At 35.9% G+C, this 13,916-nt stretch carries 12 protein-coding genes; 6 read left to right on the plus strand and 6 right to left on the minus strand.

What is annotated here, in order from left to right; translation table 11 throughout:
• Nucleotides 1-17 precede the first annotated feature (17 nt).
• Nucleotides 18-2,549, minus strand: a complete 2,532-nt coding sequence (locus NZ579_01370; GenBank protein MCS7298595.1) for a glycogen/starch/alpha-glucan phosphorylase — start codon at nucleotides 2,547-2,549, stop codon at nucleotides 18-20.
• 319 nt (nucleotides 2,550-2,868) lie between these two features.
• Here NZ579_01370 and NZ579_01375 point away from each other — a divergent pair, with 319 nt between their 5' ends.
• The 5 genes from NZ579_01375 to rpmH all read left to right on the plus strand — a co-directional run bounded on the left by NZ579_01375 (nucleotide 2,869) and on the right by rpmH (nucleotide 8,999).
• Nucleotides 2,869-3,855 (plus strand): hypothetical protein, encoded by a 987-nt coding sequence (locus NZ579_01375; protein MCS7298596.1) that lies wholly within the window; start codon nucleotides 2,869-2,871, stop codon nucleotides 3,853-3,855.
• Nucleotides 3,855-4,436 carry an imidazoleglycerol-phosphate dehydratase HisB gene (gene hisB / locus NZ579_01380; protein MCS7298597.1) on the plus strand — a complete coding sequence of 194 codons (582 nt, stop codon included), beginning with the start codon at nucleotides 3,855-3,857 and terminating at the stop codon, nucleotides 4,434-4,436. The genes NZ579_01375 and hisB overlap by 1 nt, the downstream gene beginning before the upstream one ends.
• A 190-nt stretch (nucleotides 4,437-4,626) precedes the next feature.
• Nucleotides 4,627-7,854, plus strand: coding sequence for a carbamoyl-phosphate synthase large subunit (gene carB / locus NZ579_01385; GenBank protein MCS7298598.1), 3,228 nt, complete (start codon nucleotides 4,627-4,629; stop codon nucleotides 7,852-7,854).
• Nucleotides 7,855-8,068: 214 nt separating this feature from the next.
• Nucleotides 8,069-8,827 (plus strand): YebC/PmpR family DNA-binding transcriptional regulator, encoded by a 759-nt coding sequence (locus NZ579_01390; protein ID MCS7298599.1) that lies wholly within the window; start codon nucleotides 8,069-8,071, stop codon nucleotides 8,825-8,827.
• Nucleotides 8,828-8,840: 13 nt separating this feature from the next.
• Complete coding sequence (gene rpmH, locus NZ579_01395; protein ID MCS7298600.1) at nucleotides 8,841-8,999, plus strand: 50S ribosomal protein L34; 159 nt, start codon at nucleotides 8,841-8,843, stop codon at nucleotides 8,997-8,999.
• 11 nt (nucleotides 9,000-9,010) lie between these two features.
• Here rpmH and NZ579_01400 read toward each other — a convergent pair whose 3' ends face one another.
• The 5 genes from NZ579_01400 to NZ579_01420 form a co-directional block, all read right to left on the minus strand.
• A complete protein-coding gene (locus tag NZ579_01400; protein ID MCS7298601.1) occupies nucleotides 9,011-9,928 on the minus strand; it encodes a phosphatidate cytidylyltransferase in 918 nt (305 codons plus the stop codon).
• Between the two features lie 210 nt (nucleotides 9,929-10,138).
• Nucleotides 10,139-11,077 carry a thiamine pyrophosphate-dependent enzyme gene (locus NZ579_01405; protein MCS7298602.1) on the minus strand — a complete coding sequence of 313 codons (939 nt, stop codon included), beginning with the start codon at nucleotides 11,075-11,077 and terminating at the stop codon, nucleotides 10,139-10,141.
• Nucleotides 11,078-11,087: 10 nt separating this feature from the next.
• Nucleotides 11,088-12,293, minus strand: coding sequence for a pyruvate ferredoxin oxidoreductase (porA, locus tag NZ579_01410; protein ID MCS7298603.1), 1,206 nt, complete (start codon nucleotides 12,291-12,293; stop codon nucleotides 11,088-11,090).
• A gap of 27 nt (nucleotides 12,294-12,320) precedes the next feature.
• Nucleotides 12,321-12,608, minus strand: a complete 288-nt coding sequence (locus NZ579_01415) for a 4Fe-4S binding protein (protein MCS7298604.1) — start codon at nucleotides 12,606-12,608, stop codon at nucleotides 12,321-12,323.
• A gap of 1 nt (nucleotide 12,609) precedes the next feature.
• Nucleotides 12,610-13,197, minus strand: a complete 588-nt coding sequence (locus tag NZ579_01420) for a 2-oxoacid:acceptor oxidoreductase family protein (protein MCS7298605.1) — start codon at nucleotides 13,195-13,197, stop codon at nucleotides 12,610-12,612.
• Between the two features lie 277 nt (nucleotides 13,198-13,474).
• Between NZ579_01420 and NZ579_01425 the strand changes: the two genes are divergently transcribed.
• A complete protein-coding gene (locus NZ579_01425; protein ID MCS7298606.1) occupies nucleotides 13,475-13,906 on the plus strand; it encodes a transcription antitermination protein NusB in 432 nt (143 codons plus the stop codon).
• Nucleotides 13,907-13,916: the final 10 nt, after the last annotated feature.

Consider the following 13,916-nt stretch of genomic DNA (forward strand, 5'->3'; position numbering starts at 1 on the left):
TCAAAATCAAATACTGACTAATCAATTCTAACTTTTACTGGTTTAGCTTTCCATATTTCTTCGCAGTATTCTTTAATGGTTCTATCGCTTGAGAACTTACCCATTCTAGCCGTATTTAACAATGCTTTTCTATTCCATTCATATTTGTCTCTGTATAGAGCATCAATCTTAGCGTGTGTATTCTTGTAATCCTCAAAGTCTGCTAGTAAAAAGTATTCATCAGGGGCACTCCCCCCTCTGCCAAACAGCAACGAATTGTATATAGGCTCAAATATCCCTGGCTCTTTGGGAGCGAAATAACTACCAATTATCATATCTAAAATCCTTTTTATATCTGGATTTGAATTGTATATATCGTAAGGACTATATCTGCCACTCATTCTCAACTCTGCAACTTCTTCAGCTTTCAGACCAAATATAAATATATTTTCTTCACCGACTTCTTCCATTATTTCAACATTAGCACCATCAAGCGTTCCAATCGTGATAGCTCCGTTTAAGGCAAATTTCATATTACCAGTTCCAGACGCTTCTTTACCAGCAGTAGAAATCTGTTCACTAACATTAGCAGCAGGAATTATCTTCTCTGCCAGGGAAACATTATAGTTAGGTATAAAAACAACTTTTATTTTGTCCTTTATACTTTTGTCCCTATTGATGGTCTCGCCTATGCTATTTATCAGCTTGATTATTAGTTTAGCCATATAGTATCCAGGAGCTGCCTTAGCACCGAATATGAAGGTTCTGGGGTATATGTCAAGATTTGGATCATCTTTAAGTCTCGTATAAAGGTATATTATATGCATAGCATTAAGTAACTGTCTCTTGTATTCGTGTAGTCTCTTCACTTGAACATCATACATACTCACTGGATCAACTTTGACACCACAAACATCTTTTATATATCTAGCAAGCTTCTCTTTGTTATTTTGCTTGACAGAGTAAAATTTATCCAAAAACGCTCTATCATCTGCGAACTTTTCTAATTTTCTAAGTTCGTACAGATCCTTTACCCATTTGTCGCCAATCGTTTCGGTAATCAAACTAGCTAACCCTGGATTTGAGAGCAGAAGCCACCTTCTTTGAGTTACGCCATTTGTTTTATTGTTAAACTTGTCTGGAAATATTTCATAGAAGTCTTTCATAACACTATTCTTTAGGATATTAGTATGTAGTTCTGAAACACCATTGACAGAATGTGAGCCTATTACACATAAGTTAGCCATTCTTACCATCTTTGAAGGTCCTTCCTCAAATATTGACACATTCCTTATTTTGTTGATATCGTTGAAGGTTGCTGAAACTTTATTCAAAAATCTTCTATTTATCTCGTTTATTATCTGAAGATGTCTAGGGAATAATCTTTCAAACAGACTAACCTCCCATTTCTCAAGAGCCTCAGGCATCACTGTGTGGTTAGTGTATCCGAAGGTATTTACAGTTATATCCCAAGCCTTGTCCCAAGGTATTTCCTCAATATCAACAAGTATCCTCATAAGTTCAGGTATAGCTAGTGCAGGATGAGTATCGTTAAGTTGTATAGCAACTTTATCTGGGAATAACTCAAAGTTATTGCCAAACTGTTTCTTAAATCTCCTTATAATATCCTGTAGTGATGCAGAGACAAAGAAATACTCTTGCTTCAATCTAAGTTCTTTACCTTCATATATGTTGTCATTAGGATATAAAACTTTTGATATAACTTCGGATAGGTTTTTATTTTCAACGGCTTTTACATAATCTCCATGATTAAATATCTGTAAGTCAAACTCTTCAGATGCTCTAGCAGCCCAGAGTCTCAAAGTATTGACAGTGTTAGTATCATATCCAACTATCGGAGTGTCATAAGGAACTGCAAGAACATCCCGGGTGTCAACCCATTCAAACTTCAACTCACCATTCTTAACATAAGAATTAACCCTACCATAAAACTTAACAGTGACAGAATACTCTGGTCTTTCAAACTCCCAAGGATTACCAAATTTAAGCCATTCTTCAGGTTTTTCAACCTGATAGCCGTTTTGGAATACTTGCTTAAATATTCCAAACTCATACCTTATACCGTAACCGTAAGCGGGATATTCAAGAGTAGCCAATGAGTCAAGAAAACAAGCAGCTAGCCTACCTAGTCCGCCATTACCTAAACCAGGATCTTCCTCCAGTTCAGCTAGTTTATCTATATCAATACCCAGATCATCCATCGCCTTCCTAACTTCTTTGTCAATCCTGAGATTAATCATATTGTTTATCAACATTCTACCTATCAAAAATTCCAAAGATAGATAATAGATCCTCTTAGTATCAGAAACCTCGTAGTATGTTTGTTGTGTCTTTATTAACTTCTCAATAAGTCTGTCTCTTACAGAAAGAGCGAGACTAAAAAGTTTATCAAGTTCAGTGGCTGAATACTCGTCTTTAGCCATTGAATACTTGAGATGTCTTGCGAAAGATGATTTTATAGATTTGTAATCTAGTCCTTCTCTGTATTCTTTTAAAACTTTCCTCGTAATAGGATCCTTGACTAACCTACTCAAACTAGCATCTATCATACATTTACCCCCAGATAATACTCTTTATTTTAACAGAAGTATTTTTGTAGTATCAAAAACTGGTCGGATAAGGCATCGTAAAATTTTTGAAAAAGGTGTATTTACGCTTCAGTTGTGTTATTTGACTAGAATCGGGAATTAATTGTAAATTTTTCCCAAATATTTTTCTCACCAAGAAGTATTTATTATCAACTCTATATGCTCAAGTTTTTATGCTTTGCTGACCTTTGTGAAATTTGTTTTACAGTTATAAGTTTTTTTATTTACAATTCAGATATACAATGGTTATTCCGAAAATTTCTAGAGGTGAGGTTTAAGAATGCCAGAGTCAGCAATACCTGCTTATGGTGTTATAAAATGTAGGTTTAAGGCTGTAAGCACGAACACCTTTGGACTGGCTTTTATATCTTTCAATCTTCTATCAAAAAGTTTAGAAAAAATCCAAGTTGCTTCATCACATTTCAGTTCAATATATGAGAATAATCCTCAGATGCCATGGCATGATTTTGAGGAGAAAATAGTTAATATAAAATGGAAGGGTGAGTATTCAATAAGTATAACCAACGATATACAGAAAGCGATAGATTATGAACTAAAGTCAAAAGATAGAGTTGATGAGATTATATATTTCATAAACAAAAATGCTACACCTAAGATTGCAGAATTTATCCAGAATGTTTTACAAAGACCAACTGGAGATAGAAATGTCTCTATTGATGTAGAGATTGAAACGATAAGTCAGGAGGAGATTGAAGAGATCAGTATAAAAAGAATAAAAAAGGAATCAGATAAAAAACTACAACAAGCCCAACAATCATCAAAGCAAGATGCAGATGAGTTCAACCTCCCCCAAAACTCTATTGTTCTTGAGGCTGCTCTGGTTCTATCACCTATAACAGGAGTTCCTGTCTATGAACTAAAACCCGGAGACAAGGTTTTAACGAGGATTACTGAAAAAACACAAAGAGGTCAATACTTTAAAGAACTCCTCGGTGCTATATCACCTCAGACGAATGAAGAGAGACCTATTCCTTCAACAGTAGAACAAATAAAAGTTGTAGGTAAAAATTATGTTATTCTTACAAGCATTGGTCCCGGTGTCTATGGAAAATCAATAGAAGAAGATAATGTAAAGATCAAGAAGTACGAAGGTGAAATAATAAAAGGTCCAAGACTTGATCAAGGGCTTGAAGAATCAAGTATTGCAAAAGAAGACAACACTATAAATATAATCATATTCGTAGGTATAGCAGCTGGAGGACTAATACTAATAGCACTTATACTAATGCTACTGGGGTTCTTCTAATGAGAATATCCAAAATATCAAGAGAAACCCTTGAAACATCAATAGAAATTTCTGTAAATCTAGATGGTAGTGGAGTATTCAGAGGCACTACTAGTGTTGGTTTCTTTGACCATCTACTTTCAATACTCTCTAAACACTCTTCTATTGATATTGAAATAATTAAGTGTAAAGGAGATACTCATGTAGATTTTCATCACCTTGTGGAAGATTTTGGTATAGTCCTTGGTAAATGTTTTGACAAAGCAATCGGGGATAAGAAGGGTATATCTAGGTTCGGTTTCGGTTCCGTCCCTCTTGATGAAGCGTTATCCCAAGTGTCATTAGATGTAAGTGGAAGACCGTATTTATATATTTCACCTCATATAAGTCAGGGGAACATAAGAGAATTTGATATGGAACTATTGGAGGTATTCTTTCTAGGCTTTGTAAGAGAGGCTAAGATAACTTTACATATTGACCTAGTGAGAGGAAGTAATAGGCATCACATAGCAGAGTCAGTGTTTAAATCATTTGCATTAGCTCTCAAAAACGCCATAAAAATAGTTTCAGACACATTGCCATCTACAAAAGGAGTATTGTAGCATATCGCATGTATGAGTATTTTGATATTCTTAATATATCAATTCACTACACAAACCAGTTAATTAATAATGTTTTGAGATAGCTTGTATTCAAATGAAACATTTTCATTAATGAACCACTCAGAATATGCTAATAAGATGAAAGATTAGAAAGATCATATTTATAATGGTATGAACATGAAGGTCATGTATGCCAAGAAGAAAGGATATAAACAGCATCCTAGTTATCGGTTCAGGACCTATAGTCATAGGTCAGGCTTGTGAATTTGACTATTCTGGCTCACAGGCTTGTAAAGCTTTGAGAGAGGAAGGTTTCAAGGTTATACTAATGAATTCAAACCCCGCAACGATAATGACCGATCCAGAGATAGCAGATGTTACATACATTGAACCTCTAACTCTAGAGTTTGTTGAGAAGGTAATAGACAGAGAAAGACCAGATGCACTCCTGCCAACGCTAGGAGGACAGACTGCACTAAACCTTACGGTAAAATTGTATGAGAATGGCATTTTGGACAAATACAAAGTTAAGCTTATAGGTGCCAATGTTGAAGCAATCAGGAAGGGGGAAGATAGAGAACTATTTAAAAAGAGTATGGAGAAGATAGGTCTTAAGTGTCCGTATAGCAAAGCTGTTCATTCGCTAGATGAAGCTGTAGAAGTTGCTAATAATATTGGTTTCCCTGTAATAATAAGACCTGCATTTACTCTTGGGGGAACTGGCGGTGGTATTGCGTATAATATAGATGAGTTTAAAGTTATCGCTGAACGAGGTCTTAGAGCTTCAATGATAGGTGAAATACTAGTTGAGGAATCTCTGATTGGATGGAAAGAATTTGAATTTGAGGTAATGAGAGACAAGAAGGATAATGTTGTTATCGTGTGTTCAATTGAGAATTTTGACCCAATGGGTGTTCATACAGGTGATTCAATAACTGTAGCACCGATACAAACACTCACTGACAAACAATACCAAATCTTAAGAGATGCAAGTATAGAGATAATCCGAGAGATAGGTGTTGAGACTGGTGGGTCTAACATTCAGTTTGCAGTAAACCCTGAAAATTTTGACTTTATGGTTATTGAGATGAACCCAAGAGTATCAAGAAGCTCTGCGCTTGCTTCAAAAGCAACAGGTTTCCCGATAGCAAAGATTGCAGCAAAACTGGCGATTGGATATACACTAGATGAAATACCAAATGACATAACTAAAGAAACACCAGCATCATTTGAGCCTACTCTTGACTATGTTGTTGTCAAGATGCCAAGGTTTGCGTTTGAAAAATTCCCAGACTCCATACCTATACTAGGAACGCAGATGAAGTCTGTTGGTGAGACGATGGCAATCGGTAGAAGTTTCAAGGAAGCATTCGTTAAAGCAATAGTAGGTCTTGAAACAGGTAGAAAATTCTTCCAAGGTATGCTAACGGAAGATCCTAGTTATGTTGATAATATTGACAGAGTAAGACAAGAAGTGATAACAAAACTTAGAGAACCTAATCCTGAAAGGATATTTTACATAAAGGATGCTTTAAGAATTGGCATGAGTATTGATGAAATATACAACTACTCAAAAATTGATAGATGGTTTCTGAACAACATAAGAGAGATCGTTGAAGTAGAAGATACTATACCATCTAAACTTGAAGATATTGACTATGACCAGATGTTATACTACAAGCAAGTTGGGATAACAGATTATTTGATAGCATTGAAGACAGGCAAATCTGAAACGGATGTTAGAGAGTACAGGAAAAGCCTTGGTGTTGATACTACCTATAGGATTGTAGATACTTGTGCTGCAGAGTTTGTAGCAAAGACACCTTACTACTACTCCACCTACGACGAGGAATGCGAATATGTAGATAGCAAGAATAAGAAAGTTGTAATACTCGGTAGTGGTCCTAATAGGATTGGTCAAGGGATTGAGTTTGACTATTGTTGTGTTCATTGTTCTCTAGAGTTAAAGAGGATGGGATATGATGCAATAATGATCAACTCAAACCCCGAAACAGTCTCAACTGACCACGACACTTCTTCTAGACTCTACTTTGAGCCACTTACATTTGAGCATGTTATGAATGTTATAGAGAAGGAGAACCCAATCGGTGTGATCCTACAATTCGGAGGACAAACACCACTAAAGTTATCACAACAACTTAGAAACGCTGGTGTAAAAATACTCGGAACATCTGCAGAAAGCATAGATATAGCAGAGGATAGAGAGAAGTTTAGGGAACTTTTAATGAGTTTAGGTATCAAACAACCTGATAGTAGGACTGCTACAAGTGTAGAAGTTGCTCTTAAAATGGCAGAGGAGATAGGTTATCCTGTGTTAGTAAGACCTTCGTATGTTCTAGGTGGTAGAGCGATGAATATAGTCTATAGTGAGGATGAATTTCTTGACTATGCTAAGGAAGCAATAAAAGTTTCAGAAGGAACACCAATATTGATTGATAAATTTCTTCAGGATGCAATTGAAGTTGATGTAGATGCAGTGTGTGATGGAGAAGATGTTGTTATCGCAGGTATCCTTGAGCATATTGAGGAAGCTGGAGTCCATTCTGGTGATAGTGCTACTGTATTACCTCCCTTCTCTCTTCCTAAAAACATAGTAGATACTATAAGGGAATATACTTTCAAAATAGCTAAGAAGTTGAATGTTATAGGACTTATAAACATTCAGTATGCGGTTAAAGATGGAGAAGTATATGTTCTAGAAGCAAACCCAAGGGCATCAAGAACCGTTCCTTTTATATCCAAAGCAACAGGAATACCTTGGGCAAAAGTGGCTACTAGGATTATTATGGGCGAAACTATAAGAAGCATAGGAGTAGAAGAGCCCAAATTGGACTACTACGCAGTGAAGGAGGTTGTGCTACCGTTTGAGAAACTTCCTGAAGTTGAACCTGTTCTGGGACCGGAGATGAAATCAACTGGTGAGGTGATGGGAATAGATAAAGACTTTCCAATTGCTTATGCAAAAGCAGAAATTGCCGCAGGAACACACTTATCCTTCAAGAGTGTTCTACTTACAATTGACGATAGAGATAAACCGAAAATTCTAAAAATTGCAAAGTCCTTGAATGAAATAGGTATCAAAATATTTGCTACTACTGGGACACATAACTTCTTAAAACAACATAATATACATTCAGAACTTGCGCTTAAAATAGGAGAAGGAAGACCTAACCTTCTTGACGATATTATGAACGGCAAAATTGGAATGATATTCAACACAACCAAAACAAGAAAATCCGTTAAAGACGAGGTTAGCATAAGAAAGTTGGCTATCAGATATAGAATACCTCTTATAACCACTATTCCTGCTATGTATGCAGCCGTTGAGTCTCTAAAATCATTAAAAGAAAATGTTTTCAAAGTAAAACCAATTCAGGAGTATATAAATAGAGTTTAAGATATCCTAAATTTTTATATTACGGATACTATTTGTAAGTTAGTTTCTGAAACATTAGACAAGTTTAAGAAGATTATTTACTCATCCCTATACAGAGACTGCGATAAGAATAAACTATACCTAGTTGTGAATTTTAGACCTTATTGACCATACTAATAGTTTTTTTGTATCGTATGTGACTTTTATTTTATAATTATGTTAGATGGAGGTAAGTATGTCTGGACACTCTAAATGGGCTAATATAAAGCATAGAAAGAGTGCTCAAGATGCTAAAAGAGGACAACTCTTTTCAAAACTTGCTAAAGAGATAACAGTAGCGGCAAAGATAGGAGGAGGGAATCCTGACAATAATGTAAGACTAAGAGTAGCAATTGAGAGAGCCAGAGAAGCAAACATGCCTACTGATAATATTGAGAGGGCTATAAAGAGAGGGACAGGAGAATTGGAAGGTGTAACTTATGAAGAAGTTTTATATGAAGGTTATGGTCCTGGAGGTGTTGCTATACTTGTAAGTGTTCTGACTGACAATAAGAACAGAACCGCAGCGGAAATGAGGAAGATTTTCTCAAAGTTTGGTGGTAGTTTAGGGTCTAGTGGCAGTGTTTCCTGGATATTTGAAAAGAAAGGTTATATATCGGTTGATGCTTCAAAGTATTCAGAAGATCAGATACTGGAAATATCTCTAGAAAGCGGCGCTGAAGATGTTAAAAAAGAAGGTGATGTTATAAGTATATATACACCAGTTGAAGAGTTTTCTAATGTATTAAAAGCACTAAAAGATAGAGGAATAGAGATAAAAGTTTCAGAGATATCAATGATCCCCAAAACCACTGCCAGCGTTGATGATGAGACTGCGATAAAAGTTTTGAAATTACTTGAAGAGATTGAAAACAATGATGATGTCCAGAGTGTATCATCAAATCTAGACGCAAGTGATAGTGCGTTTGAAAAGTTCTCCAAAGAGGCAGCATAGTTAGGAGGATAAAATGCCAAAGCGAACCTATAAACCTAGTAACGTGAAAAGATACAGAAAGCATGGATTTCTAGCCAGAATTTCTACAAAGGGAGGACAAAAGGTTCTGAAAAGAAGGAGACAAAAGGGTAGATGGAAACTAACTGTATCTGATGAAAAATATAGAAAGTAGCTATAATTGACCTAAATTACATTTACAAAAGCGAAATAGTATATCATAACGCCAAAGCTTGCAAACATTACTCCATCAAAAACATCAAACACTCCTCCTAGTGGCTGTAGTATATTGCTTGAGTCTTTGTAATCAAAGAAGCGTTTGATAAGCGATTCAATTATATCTCCAAATATACAAAAAACTACTACCAAAACAGAGATAACTACCACTTCCCAGTATGACTTTATGAAGATATGGCTCTGGTACCCTATGAGTTCTGTTATCAATTTAAATATCAAGCCACCAGCTATACCAAATACAAACATTCCTATCGTTCCCTCTAGTGTCTTGTTCGGGCTTGCTAGGAACGAAAGCTTCACTCTGCCAATCAATCTACCTATTATTAGACCCCCTGCTTCAGAAAACCATCCTACACCCATACTAAAAGCAAGAAAGAATGTATTGTTTTCTATGTCAATTAGCTTCAGGGATAACATAGAACCTAAAGATATAACTATGTAGAGAGATAACGTTGAAAATATTGAATCTACAATCAAGTAGTTATGTTTTGAAGTGTTGATTGAGGATATAACAAGGTTTATAAAAACTATAACAACGAATGTAGATAGAAATACTATGAAGACCGATCCAAGATCAATTGTAAAATTTCCAGAACTTGTGCTAATCAGGCTTGTTGAAGACAAGACTATAATAGAAACTATTGAAAACACTACAAAAAGCATCTTCTTGAACTTAGGTATATAGAAATATTTGCTTTCAAACATTCTAAAAACTTCAAAAAGTATTATACTGGTAAGCAGTATGAAGAAAATATACACAAAACCTATGTAGAATGGAGCATTAATATTAGGCAGAGCTACAAGCAGTATAACTGGAGATATAGCAATGGATACTAAAACCCTACTTTTCAATTCCTTTTCTAACATACAAAATTCCCCTCAATGAAAACTTATTTTATACAACAATAACTCATACTTTCTATTTAAGTAGTAAATTATGTCTTGAAAGATACTGTTAGGATTGTAATAATGCTTTGGTTGTTATTCTGTGGGATTAGAACATAACTATAATATTTGATATGGATATAAGATAATCCTATATCTCTAAAAGTGAGATGATTCTAGGTATTTAACGTTTTAAGCAACACCACAGAGCTTTTTATACTTTTCGTAATTCTGAATAACCTCCTGTCTGAAGTGTTCAACTAATTCAGGTTTTTTGAGCATTCCTTCAAATCTTTTCTGTTTTGATACAAATTCTTCTATTGGCTTGAGTTGTTTCGGGTTTGAAGGACTCCATTTATATACACCGTTCTCATACTCTATAAGAGGCCAATAACCTGTCTCAACTGCGGACTTTGATAGTGATACTGCATCGCCTGTTGGCATAGCCCAGCCAGGAATACAAGGTGTTATGGAAAGTATGAAAGTAGGTCCTTCTATGGTAAGAGCTTTCTGAACTTTCGTTATGAGGTCGTTCCAGTAGTATATGCTCACCGTTGCGGCATACGGGATACCATGAGCTACAGCGATAGCAAAAAGATCCTTTCTCGGTTGAGTCTTGCCTGGAACAGACTTTCCGAATGGTGCTGTTGTTGTATTAGCGTAGAGAGGTGTTGCACTACTTCTTTGGTATCCAGTGTTCATATATGCTTCGTTATCGTATGATATAAAAAGTATATTGTGTCCTCTTTCCATTGCTCCTGACATACTCTGAAGACCTATATCGTAGCTTCCACCATCTCCAGCAATAGCAACGAATTTTACCTTCTTGTCGTGATTTATCTTACCCTTTGCCTTTAGTGCGTAATATGCTCTTTCAACTCCGGATATAGTTGCAGAAGCATTCTCAAAAGCGGAATGTATCCAAGGATATTTCCAAGAGCTTTCTGGATAAACGCTTGTTGTAACCTCCAAACAGCCTGTTGCGTTTGAAAACACAAGATCAATACCTAAATCCTGTGCCGCTGCAGATAATTCCCTAACAAAGATTGCAACACCGCAACCTGCACACATTCTATGACCTTTCGTGAATTTAAGCTCTACTCCAGCAATCTGCTTAAGATTTACAGGCATACCATACCTCCTACTTTTTTACAAAAGATGGGTTCAATCCAACATACACAACCTGTCCAGATATACCTTCAGACATTGAATACAGAGCGTGTTCATAGACTTCTTCTATATCAGTGTCTGTAATATCTCTCCCCCCAAGACCGTAAACATAGTTGTTTACCAAAAGACACCTGTCTTTGCTATAAAGTCCTGATGTTATATCTTGGTAGAGAGGCGAACCAGTTGTCCCGAAAGACAACGATCTATCCATAACTACAAGGTATTTGGCATTAGGTATTATGTTAAGAAGTTTATCAATCCTGAACGGTCTGAAGACTCTTACATTGATACTACCAACTTTACCACCTTTTGATCTCATTCTGTCCACAACATACCTAACAGTTCCTGATGTTGAGCCCATTGATATGAAAACAATATCAGCATCTTCAACTCTGTAACCCTCAAAGAAATCAAATTTTACGCCTGTCTCTTGATAGAACTTATCAAATATCTCTTCAATCACAGGAACAGAGTCTTCAATCGCTTTTTGGACGCTAACCCTAAACTCAAAGTAATGTGATGGCATAGCCCATTCACCAACCGATATTGGATTTTCAAAGTCTAGTAATGTATATGGATACTTATAATCGCCAACAAATTTTTTCACAAACTCATCTTCAAGGACATCAACTGCTTCAACGCAATGACTCGTTATAAACCCATCCTGATTTACTGCTACCGGTAGAAATACTCTTGGATCCTCTGCTATTCTAAAGGCAAGAATGTTGTTGTAATAAACTTCTTGGGGATTTTCAGAGAAGAGCATTATCCATCCAAGGTCTCTTATTGACATTGCATCGGAATGGTCACAGTGTATGTTGAGAGGTCCTGATAAGGCTCTATTAACTATATTCATAACGATAGGTAATCTCAGTGTAGAGGCAATACCAACCATCTCCCACATATATGCAAGTCCCTGCGCTGATGTAGCAGTTGTTGCCCTGGCACCAGAGGCAGCAGCACCTATCACTGCACTCATAGCACTATGTTCAGACTCAACCTGTATCATTTCGGTATTCACAATCCCATCAGCAACAAATTGAGCATATTCCTGAACTATTGGAGTTTGTGGTGTTATAGGATACGCAGCAACTACATCAACATCTACCTGTTTCATCGCTTCGGCAGCAGCCTGCGCACCAGTTAAAGATTTTCTAATAGTTTTCACAGCAACCATAATTATACCTCTTTCAGTTTATCTTTTCTATCTTTCAGAAACCATCTCAATGGCACTTCTTGGACATACATTAGCACAAACCCTGCATCCCTTACAATACTCGTAGTCAAAACCTATCATTTTACCATCTTTAACCACTATACTATCGTCTGGACAGTATATCCAGCATATCATACAATCCACACACTTATCTCTGCTCAAGACAGGCTTAAATGTTCTCCAACCACCCGTCTTGTTATTCAAAGCAGTTGAGCCCTCTGCATATCCACCTATGTTAAGGTTTATTGTTTTTATATCTTTGCTTACAGCCAGCATATTACCCTCCTATAATTTCGTTCATACCTTTTTCAAAGGCAGTTATGTTTTTACTTACACCATCCTCCCCGAGCTTCTTGATGAATTTACTCCTTATAACGGATTTCACTTTATCGGGGTCTATGACACCAGTAAGTTTGACAACAGCACCAAGAAGAGGTATGTTAGCAAAATCTCTACCAAAGAGACTAAGTGCGATTCCAGTGGCATCAAGTGTATAAATTTTAACCTCGCTTGGAATATTATATCGTTTCCTAATGGTATCAGGTTTCTCGTTAGTATTTACTACTACAACACCGTCTTTCTTGATACCATCCAGAACATTATCAGCATTGAACAAAGTCTCATCCATCACGACAACCACATCAGGTTTAGTTATCTGATAGTGAATATCTATCTTGGATTTTGAAACTCTAGTATAAGCCTTCATAGGAGCACCAGTTCTTTCTGCACCAAACTCCGGAAAAGATTGAGCATACATACCAATGTCAATAGCAGCTTCTGCAATAAGTTGTGCCGCTGTCTTAGCCCCCTGACCAGCTCTTCCATGTATCCTTATGTCATAGAACTCCTTTACCGATACATCCATTAACTACCTCCTAGTTCTAAAAACATTTTAACAGAAACATACTTTGATTAATAACTTTTTTGAAATATCATATCAAACTAGTATAGTTTTATTCCTTAAAATTTGGACAAACTAATGTTGCTAGACATTGTAGTGTAAGCACCCTCAAAAGGATATACTGAGACATACTTTCTTAATATCAAGATAATGCACCGATATTAGAATTACACATTAGAAAATAGACTTTCATAGTCTCACAAATAGTAATTATCAGACATATTCTCTGATAATTTATGATATGAAATTTGACAAGACGATATCAAGAGAGATTGCTTTACACGGGATATATCAGCACATTATGGGGTTAGAACCCGAGAATATAGTTAAGTTTGAGTGGGTTGAAGGAGTTTTTGAAGGAGAGATTGAATATAGAAACAAAGATTTCATATTAACATACGCAAGAAAGATACTGAACACCTATTTCTCAAGGCATGAGCAGATAATTAATATCTTAAACAAATTTTATGTAAAAAATCCAGAACTACTATCTTCAATAGATAAAGCACTACTTATGCTAGGTATAACAATGTATATTATGGGGGATAATACTCCTAAAGTAGTTATAGATGAGATAATAAACATATCAAAATCCTATGGTTCAACGAACAATACCTACAAAATGATAAATAAATTTATGGATCTAGTGGTAAAAAACCAAAGTATTTTGTAATATTAATTAT

It is taken from the genome of Spirochaetota bacterium, from assembly GCA_025061835.1.
GTDB lineage: Bacteria > Spirochaetota > Brevinematia > DTOW01 > DTOW01 > SKYB106.

What these genes read in the sequence shown, in the direction of transcription:
- NZ579_01370 (MCS7298595.1), bottom strand. Translation starts at nt 2,549, where the DNA reads ATGATAGATGCTAGTTTGAGTAGGTTAGTCAAGGATCCTATTACGAGG.
- NZ579_01375 (MCS7298596.1), top strand. Translation starts at nt 2,869, where the DNA reads ATGCCAGAGTCAGCAATACCTGCTTATGGTGTTATAAAATGTAGGTTT.
- hisB (MCS7298597.1), top strand. Translation starts at nt 3,855, where the DNA reads ATGAGAATATCCAAAATATCAAGAGAAACCCTTGAAACATCAATAGAA.
- carB (MCS7298598.1), top strand. Translation starts at nt 4,627, where the DNA reads ATGCCAAGAAGAAAGGATATAAACAGCATCCTAGTTATCGGTTCAGGA.
- NZ579_01390 (MCS7298599.1), top strand. Translation starts at nt 8,069, where the DNA reads ATGTCTGGACACTCTAAATGGGCTAATATAAAGCATAGAAAGAGTGCT.
- rpmH (MCS7298600.1), top strand. Translation starts at nt 8,841, where the DNA reads ATGCCAAAGCGAACCTATAAACCTAGTAACGTGAAAAGATACAGAAAG.
- NZ579_01400 (MCS7298601.1), bottom strand. Translation starts at nt 9,928, where the DNA reads ATGTTAGAAAAGGAATTGAAAAGTAGGGTTTTAGTATCCATTGCTATA.
- NZ579_01405 (MCS7298602.1), bottom strand. Translation starts at nt 11,077, where the DNA reads ATGCCTGTAAATCTTAAGCAGATTGCTGGAGTAGAGCTTAAATTCACG.
- porA (MCS7298603.1), bottom strand. Translation starts at nt 12,293, where the DNA reads ATGGTTGCTGTGAAAACTATTAGAAAATCTTTAACTGGTGCGCAGGCT.
- NZ579_01415 (MCS7298604.1), bottom strand. Translation starts at nt 12,608, where the DNA reads ATGCTGGCTGTAAGCAAAGATATAAAAACAATAAACCTTAACATAGGT.
- NZ579_01420 (MCS7298605.1), bottom strand. Translation starts at nt 13,197, where the DNA reads ATGGATGTATCGGTAAAGGAGTTCTATGACATAAGGATACATGGAAGA.
- NZ579_01425 (MCS7298606.1), top strand. Translation starts at nt 13,475, where the DNA reads ATGAAATTTGACAAGACGATATCAAGAGAGATTGCTTTACACGGGATA.